This is a genomic window from Ensifer sp. R1-3 (genome assembly GCF_056739175.1).
On record NZ_CP096515.1, the window covers coordinates 1,505,005 to 1,526,056 of the forward strand.

21 protein-coding genes are annotated in these 21,052 nt (G+C 62.6%); 16 read left to right on the forward strand and 5 right to left on the reverse strand.

The annotated features are described in order from the left end of the window. The first annotated feature begins 4 nt into the window (after nt 1–4). Complete coding sequence (locus tag M1D43_RS07255; RefSeq protein WP_192923420.1) at nt 5–841, forward strand: EamA family transporter; 837 nt, start codon at nt 5–7, stop codon at nt 839–841. 86 nt (nt 842–927) lie between these two features. On the opposite strand, the gene M1D43_RS07260 is transcribed toward M1D43_RS07255, so the two are convergent. Next, on the reverse strand, nt 928–1,749 hold the full coding sequence (locus tag M1D43_RS07260; RefSeq protein WP_153313618.1) for an enoyl-CoA hydratase: 822 nt from the start codon (nt 1,747–1,749) through the stop codon (nt 928–930). Between the two features lie 169 nt (nt 1,750–1,918). On the opposite strand from M1D43_RS07260, the gene M1D43_RS07265 reads away from it, so the two are divergent. From M1D43_RS07265 to argC, 5 genes are all read left to right on the forward strand, one after another. Next, on the forward strand, nt 1,919–2,350 hold the full coding sequence (locus tag M1D43_RS07265; protein ID WP_127514035.1) for a PaaI family thioesterase: 432 nt from the start codon (nt 1,919–1,921) through the stop codon (nt 2,348–2,350). Nucleotides 2,351–2,569: 219 nt separating this feature from the next. After that, nucleotides 2,570–3,034 (forward strand): 50S ribosomal protein L13, encoded by a 465-nt coding sequence (rplM, locus tag M1D43_RS07270; RefSeq protein WP_003529229.1) that lies wholly within the window; start codon nt 2,570–2,572, stop codon nt 3,032–3,034. A 2-nt stretch (nt 3,035–3,036) separates the two neighbouring features. Next, complete coding sequence (gene rpsI / locus M1D43_RS07275) at nt 3,037–3,504, forward strand: 30S ribosomal protein S9 (RefSeq protein WP_153313617.1); 468 nt, start codon at nt 3,037–3,039, stop codon at nt 3,502–3,504. Between the two features lie 154 nt (nt 3,505–3,658). Then, on the forward strand, nt 3,659–4,615 hold the full coding sequence (gene speB, locus M1D43_RS07280) for an agmatinase (RefSeq protein WP_153313616.1): 957 nt from the start codon (nt 3,659–3,661) through the stop codon (nt 4,613–4,615). A 93-nt stretch (nt 4,616–4,708) separates the two neighbouring features. Further along, nucleotides 4,709–5,641, forward strand: a complete 933-nt coding sequence (argC, locus tag M1D43_RS07285; protein ID WP_153313615.1) for an N-acetyl-gamma-glutamyl-phosphate reductase — start codon at nt 4,709–4,711, stop codon at nt 5,639–5,641. Nucleotides 5,642–5,711: 70 nt separating this feature from the next. Here the strand turns inward: argC and M1D43_RS07290 are convergent, their stop codons facing one another. Continuing rightward, the gene (locus M1D43_RS07290; RefSeq protein ID WP_153313614.1) at nt 5,712–6,815 is read right to left on the reverse strand and encodes a COX15/CtaA family protein; all 1,104 of its coding nucleotides are present in this window, start codon (nt 6,813–6,815) and stop codon (nt 5,712–5,714) included. Between the two features lie 175 nt (nt 6,816–6,990). On the opposite strand from M1D43_RS07290, the gene M1D43_RS07295 reads away from it, so the two are divergent. After that, entirely contained in the window at nt 6,991–7,203 is a 213-nt protein-coding gene (locus tag M1D43_RS07295) for a DUF2842 domain-containing protein (RefSeq protein ID WP_003529239.1), read from the forward strand. 11 nt (nt 7,204–7,214) lie between these two features. After that, nucleotides 7,215–7,955, forward strand: a complete 741-nt coding sequence (locus M1D43_RS07300) for a metallophosphoesterase family protein (RefSeq protein WP_153313613.1) — start codon at nt 7,215–7,217, stop codon at nt 7,953–7,955. A gap of 3 nt (nt 7,956–7,958) precedes the next feature. Here the strand turns inward: M1D43_RS07300 and M1D43_RS07305 are convergent, their stop codons facing one another. After that, nucleotides 7,959–8,609 carry a CatB-related O-acetyltransferase gene (locus M1D43_RS07305; protein ID WP_153313612.1) on the reverse strand — a complete coding sequence of 217 codons (651 nt, stop codon included), beginning with the start codon at nt 8,607–8,609 and terminating at the stop codon, nt 7,959–7,961. 281 nt (nt 8,610–8,890) lie between these two features. Here M1D43_RS07305 and M1D43_RS07310 point away from each other — a divergent pair, with 281 nt between their 5' ends. Then, entirely contained in the window at nt 8,891–10,144 is a 1,254-nt protein-coding gene (locus tag M1D43_RS07310) for a GNAT family N-acetyltransferase (protein WP_153313611.1), read from the forward strand. A gap of 2 nt (nt 10,145–10,146) precedes the next feature. Here M1D43_RS07310 and M1D43_RS07315 read toward each other — a convergent pair whose 3' ends face one another. Further along, nucleotides 10,147–12,285 carry a GumC family protein gene (locus M1D43_RS07315; RefSeq protein ID WP_153313610.1) on the reverse strand — a complete coding sequence of 713 codons (2,139 nt, stop codon included), beginning with the start codon at nt 12,283–12,285 and terminating at the stop codon, nt 10,147–10,149. 209 nt (nt 12,286–12,494) lie between these two features. On the opposite strand from M1D43_RS07315, the gene M1D43_RS07320 reads away from it, so the two are divergent. From M1D43_RS07320 to M1D43_RS07345, 6 genes are all read left to right on the forward strand, one after another. Continuing rightward, nucleotides 12,495–13,070, forward strand: coding sequence for a polysaccharide biosynthesis/export family protein (locus tag M1D43_RS07320; RefSeq protein WP_003529250.1), 576 nt, complete (start codon nt 12,495–12,497; stop codon nt 13,068–13,070). A 5-nt stretch (nt 13,071–13,075) separates the two neighbouring features. Further along, entirely contained in the window at nt 13,076–14,245 is a 1,170-nt protein-coding gene (locus M1D43_RS07325) for a glycosyltransferase family 4 protein (protein WP_127514048.1), read from the forward strand. 58 nt (nt 14,246–14,303) lie between these two features. After that, nucleotides 14,304–15,866 (forward strand): undecaprenyl-phosphate glucose phosphotransferase, encoded by a 1,563-nt coding sequence (locus tag M1D43_RS07330; RefSeq protein WP_010969121.1) that lies wholly within the window; start codon nt 14,304–14,306, stop codon nt 15,864–15,866. After that, nucleotides 15,863–17,107: an O-antigen ligase family protein gene (locus M1D43_RS07335; protein WP_028010344.1), complete on the forward strand. Its 1,245-nt coding sequence runs from the start codon at nt 15,863–15,865 to the stop codon at nt 17,105–17,107. Before M1D43_RS07330 ends, M1D43_RS07335 begins: the two co-directional genes overlap by 4 nt. Further along, nucleotides 17,104–18,348, forward strand: a complete 1,245-nt coding sequence (locus M1D43_RS07340) for a glycosyltransferase family 4 protein (RefSeq protein WP_153313609.1) — start codon at nt 17,104–17,106, stop codon at nt 18,346–18,348. The genes M1D43_RS07335 and M1D43_RS07340 overlap by 4 nt, the downstream gene beginning before the upstream one ends. Nucleotides 18,349–18,718: 370 nt before the next feature. Further along, nucleotides 18,719–18,982 carry a hypothetical protein gene (locus M1D43_RS07345; RefSeq protein WP_003529259.1) on the forward strand — a complete coding sequence of 88 codons (264 nt, stop codon included), beginning with the start codon at nt 18,719–18,721 and terminating at the stop codon, nt 18,980–18,982. 178 nt (nt 18,983–19,160) lie between these two features. On the opposite strand, the gene M1D43_RS07350 is transcribed toward M1D43_RS07345, so the two are convergent. Continuing rightward, complete coding sequence (locus tag M1D43_RS07350; protein ID WP_153313608.1) at nt 19,161–19,427, reverse strand: hypothetical protein; 267 nt, start codon at nt 19,425–19,427, stop codon at nt 19,161–19,163. Between the two features lie 655 nt (nt 19,428–20,082). Here M1D43_RS07350 and M1D43_RS07355 point away from each other — a divergent pair. Continuing rightward, the gene (locus M1D43_RS07355; RefSeq protein WP_153313607.1) at nt 20,083–20,358 is read left to right on the forward strand and encodes a hypothetical protein; all 276 of its coding nucleotides are present in this window, start codon (nt 20,083–20,085) and stop codon (nt 20,356–20,358) included. The last annotated feature ends 694 nt before the right edge of the window (nt 20,359–21,052 follow it).

Sequence of the window (21,052 nt, forward strand, 5' to 3'; positions counted from 1 at the left end):
CATCTTGCCGCCGGACGTCATTGCGCTCGTACTTCTCGGAGCGCTGCTGCACGCGACCTGGAACGCGCTCGTCAAGGCCGGTACGGAAAAATCGCTCGACGCCGCCATGGTGTCGCTTGGCGGCGCGGTCGTGGCGCTCCCCTTCCTGCCCTTCCTCCCGATGCCCGGTTCCGAGGCCGTGCCTTACATCCTGGTTTCGGCACTTTTCCAGTTCGCCTATTTCCAGCTGGTCGCAGCCGCGTACCGGGCCGGCGACATCGGGCTGGTCTATCCCTTGATGCGCGGCGTCGCTCCTCTGATCGTTGCGGCGACGAGCAGCCTCGTCATCGGCGAGGAACTGACCGGCGGCGCGATGGCCGGCATCATGACGATCTGCGCGGGCGTGCTGACGCTCGCCTTCGAATCCCGCAAGGGCGGCAGGCACGCCATCGTTCTGGCACTGCTCAACGCCTGCGTGATCGCGAGCTATACCTATGTCGACGGAATGGGCGCCCGCATTTCCGGCAATGCCATATCCTACACGCTCTGGATGGCATTGCTGCCGCCGGTCCTGCTCTTCGGCTGGGCCTTTGCCCGACGCGGCGTCAAGCCGGTCGCGCGGCATGTGAGCCGTCACTGGTGGCGCGGGCTTATCGGCGGCGCCGGATCGATCGGCTCCTATGGCCTTGCGCTCTGGGCGATGACGAAAGCCCCGGTCGCCACCGTCGCGGCGCTCCGCGAAACGGCAATCCTCTTTGCCGTGGTCATCTCCTTCGTGTTCCTCAAGGAGCGCGTCAGCGCCTGGCGCATCATCGCCGCCTGCATCATTGCGCTCGGTGCCTTGCTGCTCAGGCTCGCCTGAGGCCTAGGACATAAAGCGCGCCGCGCTGTAGGTCGTTATCATGCATGTCGTATCCAAAACCGCTGCACACTTTTGGGCGGCATGCACTATTCCTCCTTCCATTCCGGCATGCGCTTGCCGAGAAAGGCACCGATACCTTCCTCGGCATCGCGGGCGAGCATGTTCTCGACCATCACGCCGACAGCGAAGTCGTAAGCATCGGCAAGCGGCATTTCCGCCTGGCGATAGAAAGCCTCCTTGCCGATCTTCAGCGCCTGCGGCGACTTCGAGGCAATGATCGACGCATATTTGTCGATGACCTGGCGCAGATATTGCTGCGGTACGATGCGGTTGACGAGACCGAACTCCTTCGCTGTCCCGGCATCGATCGTCTCACCGGTCAAAAGCATCTCCATCGCCTGCTTGCGATGGGCAGCGCGCGTCAGGGCGACCATCGGCGTAGAACAGAAAAGACCGATATTCACGCCGGGGGTGCAGAAGGTCGACGTGTCGGTGCAGATCGCGAGATCGCAACTGGCGACCAGCTGGCAGCCAGCGGCGGTCGCAAGGCCGTCGACTTCGGCGATGACCGGCTGCGGCAGCCTGGTGATCGTCAGCATGACTTCGGCTGCAAGGCGAATCGTTCGCTCGAAGAACGCCCGGCCTCCGTCGGGGTCGGCCCTGTGGGAGGTCATTTCCTTGAGATCGTGGCCGGCGGAGAAGAGCTTGCCTGTCGCGGCGATCACGACGACCTTGATCTCTTTCGAGACGGACGCCTCCTCGAGCGCCGCCAGCAATGCTTCCATCAGGGCGATCGAAAGCACGTTTGCCGGGGGATTGTTCAGTGTAAGCCGCAGGACCGGGCCGTTGAACTCGCGCAGCAAGGGTCCGTTCGACTCTTCTTTCCTGAATGAAACGACGTCCGCCATGGTTCTCTCCCATATCGAAGTTCGTGCCGTGGTACGCCGCCGTCGCCGCTCTTTCAAGCCCGCGCGCCGGACTGACCCATAACTGCGTAAGACCAATTTCCCGCTTGCGCGGCGCTGCAGGACGTTCTGTAACGGGTGCAACCGAGGCAAGTAACATGGAGAGGACGCGATGACCCTGCAGCCGGTCATGAACGTCGATGAGCTCAACCGCTTTCTCGACACCGATTTTCCGCAGGTCCACACGGACGGGAAGGTCTTCGCGGTGACCGAGACCGGACCGGGCTTCGCCACGATGCGGCTCGACCCGAACGAGCGCCACATCCGTCCGGGCGGCACGGTCTCGGGCCCGACGCTCTTCGCGCTGGCGGACGTGTCGGCCTATATCGCGCTCATCGCGCATATCGGTCCGGTCGCGCTTGCCGTCACCACCAGCCTCAACATCAACTTCCTGCGCAAGCCGGAACCGGAACCACTCGAATGTACCTGCCGGATTCTCAAGCTCGGCAAACGGCTGGCCGTTCTCGACGCCTCGATAAAGCCGGTGGCAAGCCCCGATTTGGTCGCTCATGCGACGGCGACCTATTCGATTCCGCCCCGCTGAAGTGTGGTATTATGAAACCACACTATTAACTATTTGATTTTGCTTCGTCTTCTTTAATGACGCGCGGAAAGTCGGCCTTGACCTTGTTTGCGAGCTTCCGTATAAGCTGCCCCAGATCGCGGTCCGACTGGGCCGCCTTCTTTTTTGCCCTCCTCGAGGTCAAAGCAAGCAACAAGAAACGCCCGGCTTCGTTCCGGGTCCAAACGAAAGAGTTTAGATATGGCAACCTTCGTTCAGAAGCCTGCAGAGGTGGAGAAGAAGTGGATCCTCATCGACGCCGAAGGCCTCGTTGTCGGTCGCCTCGCTTCCCTCATCGCAAACCGCCTGCGCGGCAAGCATAAAGCCACCTACACGCCGCATGTCGACGACGGCGACAACGTCATCGTCATCAATGCAGAGAAGGCCGTCCTCACCGGCAAGAAGTACACCGACAAGAAGTACTACTGGCACACCGGCTACCCCGGCGGCATCAAGGAGCGCACCGCGCGCCAGATCATCGAAGGCCGCTTCCCGGAGCGCGTCATCGAGAAGGCCGTCGAGCGCATGGTTCCGCGCGGCCCGCTCGGCCGTCGCCAGATGAAGAACCTGCGTGTCTACGCCGGCTCGAACCACCCGCACGAAGCACAGCAGCCGGCCGTCCTCGACGTCGCCAAGCTGAACAGCAAGAACACAAGGAGCGCCTGATAATGGCTGACCTTTCCGCTCTCAAGGAAATCGCCACGACCGCGGAACCGGCTGCTCCGGTTCACGTCAAGAAAGTCGACGCCCAGGGCCGCTCCTACGCGACCGGCAAGCGCAAGGACGCCGTCGCCCGCGTTTGGATCAAGGCCGGTTCCGGCAAGATCACCGTCAACGGCAAGCCTTTCTCGGACTATTTCGCCCGTCCGGTTCTGCAGATGATCCTGCAGCAGCCGGTCGTCGCGGCTGCCCGTGACGGCCAGTTCGACATCGATGCGACCGTTGCAGGCGGCGGCCTTTCCGGCCAGGCCGGTGCCGTTCGTCACGGCATTTCCAAGGCCCTCACCTACTTCGAGCCGGGCCTGCGCCCCGTTCTGAAGCGTGGCGGCTTCCTCACCCGCGACAGCCGCGTGGTCGAGCGCAAGAAGTACGGCCGTGCCAAGGCACGTCGTTCGTTCCAGTTCTCCAAGCGCTAATCGCTGGCAGACTGCACTTTCGAAGGCCGGGCTCGTCCCGGCCTTTTTTCATGCGCCGTGGGCCAAGGGTTCCCTTGCACATGATTTTGACGCCGGGCTCTTGCCTTGCCCCGATCGATTGGCCAACGTCCCGTCCATCCGACGGGAGAACAGCATGGCCAACAAGTCGATCGACCACGCGATCACTGCGAAATCACTGACGGCGGCGGCCTCCGATCCGACGCATGCCGGCATCCTTTCCTTCATGCGGCGGAAATACACCAAGGAGCTCAAGGGTGCGGAGGCGGTCGTCTGGGGAATTCCGTTCGATGCAGCCACGTCGAATCGCCCCGGCGCACGCTTCGGGCCTCAGGCGATCCGCCGTGCATCGGCGATCTTCGACAACGATCCGCAATATCCGTTCCAGCGCGACCTGTTTGCCGACATGGCGACGATCGATTACGGCGATTGCCTGCTCGACTACGGCAACCATGCGAGGACTCCCCAGACCATTGAGCGCGAGGCGTCGAAAATCCTGAAGTCGGGCGCCTACCTGCTGACGCTCGGCGGCGACCACTTCGTCACCTATCCCATCCTGAGGGCCCATGCAGCCCTGCACGGGCCCCTCGCCCTCGTCCAGTTCGATGCCCATCAGGACACCTGGCCGGACGAGAAAGGCCGCATCGATCATGGCGCCTTCGTCGGCCGCGCGGCACGCGAGGGGCTGATCGACGTGGAACGCTCGATCCAGATCGGCATCCGGACGCATGCACCGGAGGATTGCGGCATTCGGATCGTCTACGGCTACGAGCTCGAGGAGATGCGCGCCGAGGAGATCGCCGATACCATCATCCGCCATGTCGACAATCGCCCCGCCTATCTGACCTTCGATATCGATTGCCTCGACCCGGCCTTTGCGCCCGGCACGGGCACGCCCGTGGCCGGCGGCCCCTCGAGCGCAAAGATACTATCGGTCCTGCGCAAACTCGGAGCGCTTCATATCGCCGGAAGCGACGTGGTCGAGGTGGCGCCCGCCTACGACCACGCGGACCTCACCGCCATTGCTGGCTCGACCATCGCCATGTATATGCTGGGCCTGCGTGCCGAGTGGCTGGCGGAGAGGCGCGGCTGATCGAAGCGGCTGCGTGCGCTCAAGAAATTGATTCAATTCTATGCCAGACTGATTCCGGAAACGCCGCTAACGGACTGCAGGAGCAGGGAAATCATGAAACCGAAGATCTTTATCGATGGCGAACACGGCACGACGGGCCTGCAGATCCGTGTGCGCATGGCCGGGCGTACGGATCTCGAACTCCTGTCCATTCCGGAAGCAGAGCGACGCAATGCGGCGATGCGTGAGGACCTTCTGAACAGCGCCGATATCGCCATCCTATGCCTGCCGGACGACGCCTCGCGGGAGGCCGTTGCCATGGTGGCCGGAAACAATCGCGTGCGCATCATCGACACTTCGACCGCGCATCGCGTCGCTCCCGACTGGGCCTATGGCTTTGCCGAGATGGACAAGGCGCAGCCCCAGCGGATCCGCGACGCGCGCCATGTCGCCAATCCCGGCTGCTACCCGACCGGAGCGATCGCCCTGATCCGCCCTCTGCGCCAGGCGGGTATCCTGCCGGATGGCTATCCCGTCACCGTCAATGCGGTTTCGGGCTATACCGGCGGCGGCAAACAGATGATCGCGCAGATGGAGGACGATCAGAATCCGGACCACATCGGCGCGCCGCATTTCCTTTATGGGCTTACCCTGAAGCACAAGCACGTGCCGGAAATGAAGATGCACGGGCTCCTCGAGCGCGCACCGGTCTTCAGCCCTTCCGTCGGCAAGTTCGCGCAGGGGATGATCGTGCAGGTGCCACTCTATCTCGAGGACCTGGCTGCCGGTGCAACGCTCGAAACGATCCATCGTGCCCTCGTCGACCATTATGCGGGACAGTCGATCGTCGAAGTCGTGCCGCTTGACGAGAGCGCCATGCTCGCCCGGATCGACGCCACGGAGCTCGCCGGCAGCGACGCCATGAAGCTTTTCGTCTTCGGCACCAAGGGCGGAGCGCATGTCAATCTGGTCGCGCTGCTCGATAATCTCGGCAAGGGCGCCTCGGGCGCCGCCGTCCAGAACATGGACCTGATGCTGTCCGCCTGACACAGCAAATCGAGACGAAAACCCCGGCAGCGTTCCTGCCGGGGTTTTCGTTCGTTCGATCGCAGGCAAATCAGTCGCGCATTTCTATCGCCGTGTCTCTCGGATAGGTGCCGACGAAACCGCGCCAATGGGCGATCGCGAAGCCGAGCACGACGAGCGCACCGCCCTGATGCAGCACGCCCCAGCCGATCGGTACCTGCAGAAGCAGCGTCGTGATGCCGATTGCCGCCTGCACCGTCACCAGCGCGAACAGGAGCACCGAGCGGCGGGCATGTGTCGTCTCCGGCGCGGCACGGAGCGACGCGATCATGTGCCAAAGCGCCAATGCGAACAGCAGATAGGCGCCGAGACGGTGTACGAACTGCACCGTCTTCGGATTTTCGAAGAGATTGATCCAGGCGGGCTGCTGCACGAACAGGCCGCCCGGGACGATCGCCCCGTCCATCAGCGGCCAGGTGTTGTAGCTCAGACCCGCATCGAGACCGGCGACGATCGCGCCCAGATAGATCTGGAAGAGGCTCATGATCGCTATGGCCCCGGCCATCCCTTGCGACCTTTTCGTCGGATGCGCGTCGTCGGAATGCGGACACAGCCCCCGGTAAATCCACATGCAGGCGGCGAAGATCAGGCAGGCGATGGTCAGATGCGTGGCGAGCCGGTACTGGCTGACTGCAGTCCGTTCCGCCAGACCGGAGGATACCATCCACCAGCCGATGAAGCCCTGAAAACCGCCGAGCGCCAGGATTCCGAGAAGCGGCAGCCGCAGACGTCGCTCGATCCGCCCTGTGACCCAGAAGAAGAAGAGCGGCAGGGCGAAGATCACGCCGATGCCGCGCGCGAGCAGCCGGTGCGCCCATTCCCACCAGAAGATGGTCTTGAACTCATCGACCGTCATGCCCTTGTTGATCTGCTCATATTGCGGAATGCGCTGGTAGAGACGGAATTCCTCCTCCCATTCCTCCGCGGAGAGCGGCGGTATGACGCCGTGGACGGGTTTCCACTCGGTGATCGACAAGCCGGATTCGGTCAGTCGCGTCGCCCCTCCGACGAGCACCAGCGCAAACAGAGCGAAGAGAACGGCGGCAAGCCAGCCGCGGATCTGCCGGCGGTTGCGCTCGGTTCTGCCGATCTCTTTGAGCAGCGTCTGTTCTGTTGCCAATTCGGCGTGGGCCATGGCACTTCCTCATCTGTCGCCGGAAACGGTACCGTTATGCCGGCGTTGCCGGTCAGGACGGTCTGAAAGCCGTTGATTTGCACCAGAGTGCCGTGCAAAACAAGGCCGAACCCTTTGCGGCATGCCGTCGCGGGCCGCCCGAGTGCCAGCGTTGCCGCCACCGAAAGAACGAAAAATGCCCGTACGCCTCCGAAAACTGATCGGCACCGTCCTGCTCATCATCCTCGTCGTCGTCTACGCACTTGCGGCCGTTACCTTCGCTTCCCTGCTGCTCGGCGCGTCTCCCTGGTGGGTGCATCTGCTTTATTTCTTCTTCACCGGCCTGCTGTGGGTTCTTCCCGCCATGCTGATCATCAAGTGGATGGAAAAACCCGCCGCCGATCATTGAGGTTTCCAGGTATGAGAATCGCGGTAATCTCCGATATTCACGGCAACGATCTCGCGCTCGAGGCCGTGCTTGCCGACATCGATGCACAGGGCATCGACGAGATCGTCAATCTTGGCGATCATCTGAGCGGCCCGCTGAATGCCGCCCGGACGGCGGAGATCCTGATCGGCCGCCGTACCGCTGCGATACGCGGCAATCACGACCGCTATCTTCTCACGCTCGGCCCTGCCCGCATGGGATTGTCCGACCGCTCCGCCCATGACGAACTCGATGAGCACCACCTCCACTGGCTGGCAGCTCTGCCGGCGACCCTTGTCTATCGGGACGCTCTCTTTCTCTGCCATGGCACCCCGGCAAGCGACGAGACCTACTGGATGGAGGCGCTGACGGGCGATGGCATCGTTCACATGGCGCGGCGCGCGGAGATCGAGCGCTTTGCCGACGGTATCGAGCATCCCGTGATCCTCTGCGGCCACACGCATGTTCAACGCGCCCTGCGGCTTTCGGGCGGGCGGCTGCTGGTCAACCCGGGCAGTGTCGGCTGCCCTGCCTATGACGACGACCGGCCGGTCGCGCACAAGGTCGAAACCGGTTCGCCGGATGCCCGCTACGCCATTGTCGAGCGGGCCTCCGGCGACTGGAACGTCACCTTCCGCTGTGTCGGCTACGATCACATGGCGGCGTCGCTCCTCGCGGCCGAACGCGGCCGCGCCGAATGGGCAAGGGCGCTCGCGACCGGATTCCTCGTCTGACTTCTACCGGGCGCCTTCCAGTGCATCGAGATCGGCGCCGGTGATCGCCGCGATGTTGCGCGTCACCTTGTCGATCGGCCAACGCCACCAGGCAATCGCCTGCAATCGCTCGATCGTTGCATCGGGGAAGCGCGATCTCACCACCCGTGCGGGATTGCCCGCGACGACGGCATAGGGAGGCACATCCTTCGTAACGACCGCTTTTGCCGCAACGATCGCGCCGTCGCCGATCGTCACGCCCGGCAAAATGGTCGCCTCCATGCCGATCCAGACATCGTTTCCGACGATCGTGTCGCCACGATAACCGGTCCTGTAGGCGTCAGGGTCGAAGCCATCGCGCCAGGCACCGGGGAAGATGCCGAACGGAAAGGTCGAGAAGCCTCCGGTCGCGTGGTTGGCCCCGTTCATAATGAACTGTATGCCGGTCGCCAGCGCACAGAAGCGGCCGATCACCAGCCGATCGCCCACGAAGTCATAGTGATAGAGAACGCACTTCTCTTCGAAGCGCTCGGGACCGTCCGGATCGTCGTAATAGCTGAACTCGCCGGCCTCGATCAGTGGCGAGCGCACGATGTTCCTGAGAAATCCGATGCGCGGGAACTCGGCGACGGGAAAGGCGGCGCCTGGATCAGGCGCGGAATGGATGGGTGGCATTATTCGCTCCAGGGAAATGGTCGTCCTAGCAGACATTCAGGCCGGCTCTGCGGTCCGGCTGCACAAAACCGCTTGAACCCGGACCTTTCTCGGTGGCGCATCTGCCCCTCCATCGAACGGCAGAGAACTTAACGCGCCTGCGCCGGCAATTCCAGCCGCCGCCTGTTCCGGCTTCATATTCCCCTAACCCTGTTGTCTGCCGGGCACGCGAGTGCCTGCCGGATTAATCAGATCTATCGGAATTTCCGCTTCAATGGCTGCATCACGCATGCGGATCGACAATGATGGCAAGTTCCGATTTCACCCTTTCGCCGGAAACCAGCGCCGGGCGGTATCATTCGGCCGGGAGCCTCGCCCATGGAGGCAGCGCTGCCGACCGGATCACCATCTCCGTCCACGCGGACATGGCCGAGCTCGAAGCGGAATGGCGAGCGCTTGACGAAAGCAGCGGCAATTCGCTGCACCAGAGCTTCGACTGGTGCGCGGCATGGACAAAGACGCATGGCAGCGAGGTGCTCATCGTCCGTGGCGCCGCCGGCAGGGAGCCGCTTTTTCTCCTTCCTTTCGAGATCGAACGCAGCCGGCTTCTCCGCGCGGCGCGCCTGATCGGCTCGGAGCACAGCAATCTCAACACCGGCCTGTTCGGCGCCGGCATCGGCAACGTGCCCGCTACGGAGCTCACGGCAGCGCTGACCGGCGGTATCGGTCGCCAGCTCCGCCGTTTCGCGGACGTGATCGTGTTCGACCGGACGCCGCGGATCTGGCGCGGCGCGCCGCACCCCCTCGCCGTTCTGGCCGGCATCGAGAACCCGAACGCCTCGTTCCAATTGCCGCTTCTCGGCACCATGGAGCGCACGCTCGCCCAGATCAATGCCAAGCGGCGGCGCAAAAAGATGCGCATATCCGAAAGGCGCCTCGCCGAGATCGGCGGCTACGACTATGTGATCGCTCGCGAAGCGCAGGAGGCCCATGCCCTGCTCGAGACATTCTTCCGGCAGAAAGCCGCCCGCTTCGAGACACTCGGCCTGCCGGATGCCTTTCGCGAGGCGGAGACGCGCACCTTTTTCCACGCCCTGATCGATGCCAGGGCCCCCGAGCCCGGCAACCTCCTGGAGCTCAATGCCATAAGGCTGAGGGGCGAACACGCCGGCCGCGTTGTCGCGGTCGCCGGTCTCTCGCGCAAGGGCGACCACGTCATCTGCCAGTTCGGCTCGATCGACGAGGAAATCGCCGCGGATGCCAGCCCGGGCGAGTTGCTTTTCTACAGAATGATCGAGCGTCTTTGCGCAGAAGGCGTCGCCCTCTTCGACTTCGGCATCGGCGATCAGCCTTACAAGCGGTCGTGGTGCACGGTCGAGACGACGTTGCGCGACATCGTTCTGCCCCTGACGTTCCGCGGCCGGCTGGCCGCCGGCGGTTTCAGGGCGATCGCCCGGGCGAAACGGTTGGTCAAGGCCAACGAAACGCTTTATGCCTTCATTCAACGGCAGCGGCAGCGGCGACAGACATCGGCTGCGAACGCGGATGAAGCGTGACGTTATGCAGCGCGGCGGTCGGGAAAATCCGGGCCGTCCTGCCCCTTCCCGGTCATCAGCACGACGTCGCGATATCCGGCTTCCCCGAAACTCATCAGCATTTCGACGATCTCATTGTCGCTGATCGACGGTGCCGACAGGATGATCTCGGTGCCCTCGTGCCGTGCCACCTTGGCCACGGCCTCCGCGTCGGCCGACCCGCATTCGATCAGGACGAGATCGTAGGCATTGGCGAGCGCATCGATGATGATCTGTAGCCGGTCGATGCCGCGCATCGCCGCATGAGGGTCGGCGTCGCCATGGGGTATGATATGTGCTTCGGACAACCTGTCCGAATGAATCGACTCGGAGAAGGCGACTTCGCCCATGAGCAGATTCGTGACCCCGGCAAGGTCCCGCGATTGTGCCATGAGCCGCGTCGGACAGGCCGAACCGGAAAGGTCGATCAGCACGACTTTCTGCTCGTCCTCGGCCAGAAGGCGCGCCAGCATCACGGTCGCCGTCGATCCCTCGTCGCCGCCCGGGGATACCGAGACCGCAATCCGCACACCGTTGGCACGAAGATGTTCGGCGACCGACTCGATCGAAAAGTCGTGCTTCGATGCCGCATTCCCCTCGTCGCCGTTTTCCTCGGGCGCAGGGTCTGCGGCGGCGAGGACAGATGCGGGATTTTCTTCGACGACACCAAGGACTGAAGGCATTTCTGCGGGCTGACCCGGGGCCGGTGCTTCGGGGACCGAGACCGGCCTCAGCGCGCGGCCGCTGAAAAGTTCGCCGAGCATGATGACGACGCAACTGACCAGGAGGCTCGCAAAGGCAGCGACGATCGTTATCGGCAGCACCTTCGGGAAACTCTGGCTGGTCGGGACCACGGCGCGCGAAATCACACGCGCATCGGCCGGAGTTGCGTTCGCCACGGTACGCGAGGTCGCCTCGCGGTATCGGGCGAGATAGGTTTCGAGCAGTTGGCGCTGCGCCGTTGCCTCGCGCTCGAGCGCGCGCAGCCCGACTTCCTCCTCGCCCGCCTGCGCCGATTGCGCCTTGAGCGTGTTCATTTGCTGAACGAGCTGCTGCTCGCGCAGTTGCCCGACCTTCGCCTCATTTTCGAGGCTCGCAAGAATCTTCCGGGTCTCCGACCGGATCGCCCCTTCGATCCCTTCGAGCTGGGACTTGAGCCCCTTCAACCGCGGATGACCGTCGAGCAGTGCCGTCGACAGGTCTGCGATCTGCGCCTGGACGTTGGCGCGGTTCTCCTTGAGACGCTGGATCATCGGCGAACCGACGATGTCGGCAAGCGTGTCCGCCGGACGGCCGTCGGCAAGCGCCGTCCGCATACCCTCGGCGCGCGCGGCCGTGTTCGCCCGCTCCGAGCGCACCCGTGCAAGCTCCGTCGAAATGTCGGTAAGCTGGCGCGTGGCAAAATTCTGCGTCTCGCCGGCCGCAAGCAGACCCGACTCGGCGCGGTAAAGCGCGACCTTCGCCTCCGCCTCGCGCACCTTCTCGCGCAGGTTGGCGATCTCCGGCTCAAGCCAGCGGCTTGCCTCGGAGTTCGAGTCGAGCTTGGCTCCGCTCTGCAGCGAAAGATAGACATTGGCCATTTCGTTCGGAATGGCGGCTGCGAGCTTCGCATCCTTCGAGGTGAAGGCGATGGCGATCACACGCGACTTTTCGACCTGGTAGACCTGCAGCTTCTCTTCGAACTCCTTCAGCACCCGTTCTTCCGGCGGCAAATCGAGAGGATTCTTCTTCAGGCCCAACATCACCAGGAGATCGGACGCAGCGGAAGGCCGTGCGGAGGGATCGAACTCGTCGAGTTCGTGAAGCTTCATGTTGCGCGCGACCTGCTTGATCAGGTCCGCCGAACGCAGGACCTGCACCTGGCTGAGGATGCCCGACTCGTCGAACATCCGGTCGGAGCCATTCTGCGAAACTTGATTGGCGCCGCTGAACTCGGGCTCGCGCGACTCTATCAGGACGCGCGTCTCGCCCTCGTAATCGGGAGCGACCATCTTGGCAGCCCCGAAAGCGACGGCAGCGGCCCCAACCGTGGCGAGCAGCACCCGCACGCGGCGCTGCCAGATGGCGCGAAAAAGCCCGCCGAGATCGATATCCACATCCTGCTGCCCGCCGATGCCCGACATGCCTGCACTCCAAAGCTTTCTCGTTTGGCGGGAAGGTAAACGAACATGGTAACCCAACGGTTAATTTCCGCTGCAACCAGAGGGCGGCATGCGTCATGGATCGGAAGGACATTCGATGCCGGAAATTCTCGTGGCGGATTTACCGGCCATTAACCCTAACGGATCGATAACATCGGCGAACGGTGATCGTTTTCGGAGCCCCTAGCCGCATGTCGACCGCAGCCAACAAGAGAACAAGCGTCTTCGCCGTTGCGATTTTGTCGGCGCTCGTCGGCGGTTGCACGAATTACCAGCCCGCCCCCAAAGGCTTCAGCCAGGCGACGGTGCAGCCCTATCGGCTGGACAGCGGTGACCGCCTGCGCATCAACGTCTTCGAACAGGCAAGCCTCAGCGGCAGCTATACGGTCGATCAGGCCGGCTATGTCGCCTTCCCGCTGATCGGGGCCGTTCCGTCACGCGGGCATACGCTTCCGGAACTGGAGGGGATGATCGCATCGAAGCTGCGCCAGGGCTTCCTCAAGGATCCGGACGTCACGATCGAGGTCGACCGCTACCGTTCCGTCTTCATCATGGGCGAAGTGGGACAGGCCGGCCAATATGCCTACGTTCCGGGGATGACGGTACAGAATGCGATCGCCGTCGCAGGCGGCTTCACGCCACGCGCCAACCAGGCAACCGCCGACATCACCCGCAAGATCAACGGCCGCATCATCACCGGACGCGTTCCGATAACCGACCCGGTTCTCGCCGGCGACACCGTCTATATACGCGAACGACTGTTCTGATCGCCATGAGCGAACGCCCCTTGCGCATTCTTCATTGCTTCAGATCCCCGGTCGGCGGCATATTCCGGCACGTGCGCGACCTTGCCGAGGCGCATGCGAATGCCGGGCATCAGGTCGGAATCCTTTGCGACAGCACCACCGGCGGTGCCCACGAGGACGCGCTGTTCGAAGAGGTTCGACCTCATCTGGCACTCGGCATCATCCGCGTACCGATCCATCGTTCGATCGGGGCATCGGACGCCGCGGCGCTATGGCGCGGCTACAAGGAAATCAGAAGTTTGCAACCGGATGTATTGCACGGGCACGGCGCCAAGGGCGGCGTGCTGGCGCGTATCGTCGGTTCAGCCCTGCGGGTCAACAAGTATCGCGTAGCCCGCCTCTATTCGCCCCACGGAGGCAGCCTTCATTTCGAGCGCCGGTCCCTGGCAGGTTCGCTCATTCTCCGCGTCGAGCGCCTGCAGGAACGCCTGACCGACGCCCTTGTCTTCGTCTGCGAATACGAACGCCGCACCTACGGTGCCAGGGTCGGCCTTCCACTGGCACGCAACGAGCTGATCTATAACGGCATAGACGACGCGGAATTCGAACCCGTCGAGACGGGGCCGGGCGCTGTCGATTTCCTCTATATCGGCATGATGCGGGACCTGAAGGGGCCCGATCTTTTTATCGAAGGATTTGCCGCAGCCGAAGAGATCGCCGGCCGCAGACTTTCCGCCTTGATGGTTGGAGATGGCCCGCAGCAGCGGCAATACGAAGAAATGACCCTGCGCATGGGCCTCGCAGATCGCGTCAGGCTGCTGCCGGCAATGAGGGCGCGCGAGGCTTTCGCTCTGGCCCGCAAGGTCGTCATTCCATCCCGCGCGGAATCCATGCCCTATATCCTTCTGGAAGCGCTCGCCGCCGGAAAGCCCGTAATCGCGACCCGCGTCGGAGGAATCCCGGAGGTTCTCGGGGCCGATAGCGAGGCGCTCGTCCCACCCGGAGATGCGGGGGCGCTCGCCCGTCTCATGGCCGACGCCATCCGGGACGCCGGCTGGGCTGCCCGGACGATGCCCGACGCGGAACGGTTCAAATCCCGCTTCGCCGCATCGGTGATGACCAGACACGTGATGCAGCTTTATCGGGACCTCACCGAGGAATCGCTTGTGCCGCAGGGGCGGCTGCGTACAACGTAAGCGTTTCTTAGTGGCTTTCTGCTATCCGGGCGAAGGACTTCAGCGCCGGAAAGCGACCATGAACCAGTTTGACAGGCCAGAGACCTTCGATCCCGAAGCGCTTCGCAAGAAGGTCTCGGAGATCCGCAAGACGACCACCGAACAGAAGGACGGGACAAGGGGCAATGCGGGGCTCAACCCGCTGGCGAAGCAGATCGCCCTTCAGTTCCGTGCGGACACCTATACACCGGCGATGATCACCGGACTTATCCGGCTTCTCGACTTCTGCGCGCTTTTTGCCATCGGCTACGGCATCAATGCACAATATGTCGCGCCGACGCTGGAGCAGCTGCCGGTGTATCTCCTCATGCTCGCCGGCGGACCGGCGCTTGCCGTTGCCGCCATGCAGGTCGCCGACGCCTACCAGGTGCCGGCACTGCGCGCCTGGCTCAGGATGACGCCGCGCGTCCTCGGCGCCTGGACGGCTGCCTTCGGCGTGATTGCGCTCGGCCTCTTCTTTCTCAAATCGGGCCACCTCTATTCGCGATTCTGGATCGGCGCATGGTTCCTCGCCGGCGGGTTTTTCCTCGTCGCGGAGCGCGCATTCATCGCCTATTCGATCCGCCACTGGTCGAGAAACGGCACCATGGAACGGCGAGCCGTCATCGTCGGTGGCGGGCAGCCCGCGAAGGACCTGATCCGGGAGATCGAGCATCAGCCGGACAACGACATCCGCATCTGCGGGATCTTCGACGATCGAGACGAGCGCCGGTCCCCGAATGTGATTGCCGGTTATCCGAAACTCGGGACAGTGGACGAACTGGTCGAATTCGCCCGCCTCGCCCGCATCGACATGCTGATCATCTCGCTGCCGCTGACTGCGGAAAAGCGCATCCTCGCACTCCTCAGAAAGCTGTGGGTGCTTCCGGTCGACATTCGGCTTGCGGCGCACGCCAACAATCTCCGTTTCCGCCCACGCAGCTATTCGCATGTCGGGCAGGTCCCGATGCTCGACATCTTCGACAAGCCGATCGCCGACTGGGATTCCGTGGCCAAGCGCTGCTTCGATATCTTTTTCAGTCTGGTGGCGCTCGCTTTGCTCTGGCCCGTCATGCTCGCCGCCGCCGTCGCGGTGAAGGTCACTTCGCCCGGTCCGATCATCTTCAAGCAGCACCGCCACGGCTTCAACAACGAGACCATAGAGGTCTACAAGTTCCGCTCGATGTACACACATATGAGCGACCCGACCGCACGCAACGCCGTAACCAAGAACGACCCTCGCGTAACCCCCCTCGGACGCTTCCTGCGCAAATCCTCGATCGACGAGTTGCCCCAGTTCTTCAATGTGCTGAAAGGCGAGCTCTCGCTCGTCGGGCCGCGTCCCCACGCCGTGCTCGCGCAGACGAAGGACCGAACCTATTCCGATGTCGTCGAAGGCTATTTTGCCCGCCATCGCGTCAAGCCGGGAGTGACCGGCTGGGCGCAGATCAACGGCTGGCGCGGTGAGATCGACAACGACGAAAAGATCCGGTTCCGAACGGCATTCGACCTCTACTATATCGAGAACTGGTCGCTGCTGCTCGACCTGAAGATTCTCATCCTCACGCCGTTCCGGCTGCTGAACACGGAAAACGCCTATTGACCGCGGTCACCGCATCGCGGCCGGTTATCCTTCGCCCGCAGCTTGCCGCGATTTCGCTCGTCGGCTCCTGCCTGGTGACGATCGGCGTCTTTCTGTCCGGGTTCGTCATCGCCGAGCCCGCGCCCTACGAGGTCTTCATGGCGGGGCTCATCGGCCTCTGGGCGCTTTTCGGCCTCAGGATCTCCCGTGCCACGGCTCCGCTCACGGTCCTTCTCGTCCTGTTCATGATCGGCGGTATCCTGTCGCTGACGGTGATGGCCGACCTTGGGACCGGTCCGATGTATATGGCCGTTACCGGCTTCCTCTGCCTCACGGCGGTGTTTTTTGCGGCCATCATCGAAGAGAGCCACCAGCGCCTGCCGCTCATCCTCAACGCCTGGGTGGCGGCCGCAGTCATCACCGCCCTCCTCGGCATCCTCGGCTATTTCGGCGCGATACCGGGTGCGGCGAACTTCACGCTCTATGATCGCGCAAAGGGAGCGTTTCAGGACCCGAATGTCTTCGGACCGTTCCTCGTAGCCCCCACCCTCTATCTCCTTCACGGGCTGCTGACGCAGCCGATCAGCCGGGCGCCCTTGAAGATCGCCGGCCTGCTCGTACTCACGCTCGGCGTGTTCCTCTCCTTCTCGCGGGCTGCCTGGGCTCTCGACCTGTTCTGCGTCGTCGCTTTCGTCTTCGTCATGCTGCTCAAGCAGCGCAGCGGTCTCTTCCGCCTCCGGATTCTCGTGCTGACGCTCTCCGGCGCGCTGTTCGTGGTGGCAGCACTCGTGGTCGCCCTGCAGTCGGACCAGGTCGCGTCTCTCTTCTCGAGCCGCACGCAGCTCGTCCAGGAATATGACGGCGGACATCTTGGGCGTTTCGACCGGCACCGGATCGGCTTTCTGATGGCCATGGAAAAGCCGCTCGGCATCGGCCCCATGGTGTTCAGCACCATGTTTCCCGAAGACGAGCACAACGTGCTTCTGAAGAGCCTGACATCCTATGGATGGCTCGGCTTCGTCGCCTATGTCGCGCTCATCCTCTGGACGCTGTCGCTCGGCTTCCGCTTCCTGCTGCTCGAGAGGCCGTGGCAACCATATCTGATGATCGCCTGGACCACGCTGATAGGCCATGTCGGTATCGGCAACGTGATCGACACCGATCACTGGCGCCATTTCTACCTGCTTCTCGGCATCCTTTGGGGGTGCGCCGCGCTCGAATATCGCCATAGAAGGCAGATCCGCTCCGGAACGCCCGCATGACCACGAGTCGCGAGCCGCCCGACGCCCCTCTGCGCCTGCTCGAGGTACTGGAACCCGGCGGCGGAGGGTCCGGACGCCACTTTCTCGATCTTTGCCGCGGCATGCATGTGCGCGGCCACCATGTCGAAGCGATCTATTCTCCCGTTCGGGCCGAAGACGGCTTCGTGCGCGAGCTCAAGGCGCTCGGCCTTCCCGCCATTCATGCGGTCGGCATGCGCCGGGCGCCCGGCCCCTCCGACTGGTCCTGCTTACGCGCCATAAATCGCATCATCCGCACTGCCGGGCCGTTCGACGTCATTCACGGCCACAGTTCCAAGGCCGGAGCCCTGACGCGCCTGCGCCTGCCGGGAAGGCACGTGCCGCGCGTCTACACGCCGCATGCCTTCAGGACGATGGACCCGACGCTCGGGCGCGGCGGCCGACTGATTTACGGGGCGATCGAAACACTTCTCGCCCGCTTCTTCACCGACCATCTCGTCACGGTCTCCGGTGACGAATTCGCCCATGCGCTGTCGATCGGCATCTCGGGAAGGGGCATGTCCGTTATCGTCAACGGCGTCGACACCCCCTCGCCCGATATGGCGCAGACGGTGCGCGCCAGCTTCGGCATTCCGGCGGACGCCTTCGTTTTCGGCTTCATCGGCCGGCTCTCGGCGCAAAAGGCGCCCGAGCGTCTCCTCAATGCCTTCGGCAAGGCCGCATCGGCGGTCAGGAACAGTCACGTCGTCATGGTCGGATCGGGAGAATTGGAGGAAGAGGTCCGCGCCGCGATCGCCGCAAGCGGCTTGCAGAACCGCATCCATCTGACCTCGGCCTTTACGGGACCTCAGGCGGTACCCGCATTCGATCTCCTCGTCATGCCGAGCCGCTACGAGGCAATGTCCTATGTGATGCTCGAAGCGGCAGCCGCCGGCCGGCCGATCATCATTTCCGACGTCGGCGGAGCCGGAACGGCCGTCGATCACGGAGAGAACGGCTACATCGTTCCGAACAGCGAGGACGTCTCACCGCTTGCAAGAGCGATGATAGCGGCGGCCGACCCGGATATGTTTCGGCGCCTTGCCGGCGCCGCCGCGGCGCGCCGGGACCGTTTTACACTGAAACGTATGCTCGACGAGACGGAAGAGGTTTACCGACGAATGGCAGCGCAGCGCCGCCGGCAGCAGTCAGTAAGATCGAATCAAGAAGACTGGAAACCGACGGAAATGATGAAAGCCGCTCAATCACTGCATGGGGGCTAAGCGATTGATTTTGATCGTCGGAGCGGTGGATTCGAACCCGGGACCCTTGACCCAAGGAGAGAGGGCTACTTTCTGGACGCCCTGATACAAAAGGCATTGCGGCATATCCAGAAGATCAGGTCGGGAATTATTTCGGGACTCGGTGAGCGCGGTTTTGCCTCCGGGCGTTCTGAGGCTAGGGCAGGACGAACACCGCCGCCTGGTCATCTCTCGCGGCCTGTTTCCCACCGCAACCGTTCCGTCCGACAGCGTACGGCGGCTCGCGTTTCTCCGAGATGGGGCGTATACTATCTTCATCATCGGCTCATTTCCACGGGCACCGATGGCTGGGAGATCATCGCGCTTTCGCCCCAATGGTGGAGATTGCGCCATGCGCTCCGATATCCATGTCAATCCAATCAGTCCTTATGACCTCGACGTGATAGACTCTGTCTTTCGGGCTGAGTTACGCAAACGAAAGCTGTCCCGCTGCAGCGAAGAAGCAGAACAACTCGCTGCGAAGCTGATCAGTCTCTACCAGGCAGGTCGCCGGGATGCTCATGAACTCGCGGCCGCTGTGGCGGTCGCCGCCAAGGCAACCGACATCTCTGTTGATAGTTCGTCACAGCAGCACAAGTCAGGCACATCCTGCTGAGACGTCGGATATCCCCCCGGTCTTCCCGCTCTCGGATGCCTTGGCCGATGGGTGCTGCAGGTCGCCGTCATCGGTCCGGGGCGCGATACCCAACCCCGGCGACCAAGACCGGCTGAGCGAAAATGGCATTCTTTCGGTCCAGGGCAACCGCCGGCGTGTCTTCGTTCCAATACCAAGGTTAATACCGATAATATCCATAGATCGGACGAGCGCCGCGCTTGCACTTGATCTCCTCCTTGTACTCGTCATCTTCCCACTTGCGCTCGATCTTGCAGCCGCCACGGCGATATTCCTCTTTGAAGGCCCTTCGCTCATAACGAGGCCCGTCGTAGTAGCCGCGCCAGCGGCCGTGGCCGCTTTCGTCTTTCCAGGGGTCAGCAAAGGCCATACCGGCCATGCCCGTGAGCGCGACGCCAACGGAAATTGCCGTGGTTACGATCTTCATAGTCCTGCTCCTACTGACATCGGAATCTAACGTTCCTGCGATGCCTTGGTTTCCGGGAGAGGGTTCTCCCACCTGACGGTCGAGGACAGATCAGACCTTAGTCCGGCTCGTTGAAAGCAAAGGTCTTAGGCCGGTGACCGAGCGAAACCTTTGATGCATATTGGAGTTGTCACCCCCGAGCGGCCCCCCTCGTCAGCCGCTCGAGTGTGGTACCTCGGAGCTGCATAATTGTCCCTTCAATGCAGCCCTGAGGCCCACCGCCTTACAGCGCACCGTCGTAGTGGCTTGGGACCGAAACCGAGAGGATTTGGTTGATGCGCGACAGAGACGATTACGGGCTGCCGAAACACTAAGCATTATACTTTTATCGATTTTGACGATTGCCGTTTACCTGATCGCGCAGACGCATTCTTACAAAATGAGAGCCGGGATGTCGCGGTGTACATTCCGACCGCTTCTGGCCAGAACAACGTTTCGGAATAGTCCGGCGCCGCAGGGCGCGGCCGATTACCGCGAGCAGCACGCGCCTGTCGGTCGAAGATGCCGTCGGCGAGACAAGCGACAGAGCCAGACGCAGGATCTCGTATAAAGAAAGCTATATCTCATAACATTAGCAATCGCTGTATTATACAACTGGCCAAGGGAGGAAGCGCAGATGGACAAACCTCGGGACGAACTGTCTCTCAGCGAAGGAGACAGACGCGAGTTTCTAAAGACTTGCGGCCGCTTCGCTGCCGTCACACCGCCTGCCGTGACAATGTTGCTTTCAACGAGCCTCACCTCCGACGCCATCGCAGCCTCGGGCAGCGGCTCGAGCGGCGGCAAGGGCGGTGGGGGCGGGAATAGCACAAAGGGCGGCAAAGGCGGAAATAGTACCAAGGGTGGAAAGGGCGGAAACAGCTTAAAAGGGAAAGCCAAACCGGGTACGTGAAATGCGCGCGCCGTGGCACACGAGCCTCTCTTCTTCGGCTCGTCTGTCATCATATGCACAGTGCCAGCAATCAAGTGCTCCCTCGAGGAGGATCGGACTCCTAGCGCAGGATACTGGGTCCAGAAAGGGAGGATGGAACGCAGTCGGCTCGAAGTGAGGCACCCCTGATCCGACAGACGTCGATTTGCTCCAGCGCGTCTTCGATATTGCTCGCGAGCGCCTCGATTAAAACGACGATGCGCTATGCTCACGTCCTCGATGAGGAGGTGGCGGAAACCCTCGAATCGCTCTCCAACTCGAAACGGGCACAAAGGAAGAACAAATGACGTGGAACGTTTTTCGGGACTATTCGCTTCCGAACAGTGAATCCGAGGGCGTTTCGTTCCCATATTTCCGGTAGGGCTAACGAAAGCGCCTATCGTATTGCGTTGAAACCAAAGCGGAAATGGTCGGAGCGGCGGATTCGAACCCGCGACACCTTGACCCCAGGAGAGAGGCCCGGTTTTCTGGGCGCCCTGGTTTACAGGGCTTTGCGGCATGCCCGGAAGGTCAGTTCGGGAACTGTTTCGGGATCCAGTGACTCGGATTTGCATTGCCGCTTTCGGGCTAGGTCATCTCGAAATCGCCGCCTCGCCCTCTCGCTGTCCGATCCCCCTGAATGATCCATCCCGGAGCAGCGGCACAGTGACAAACG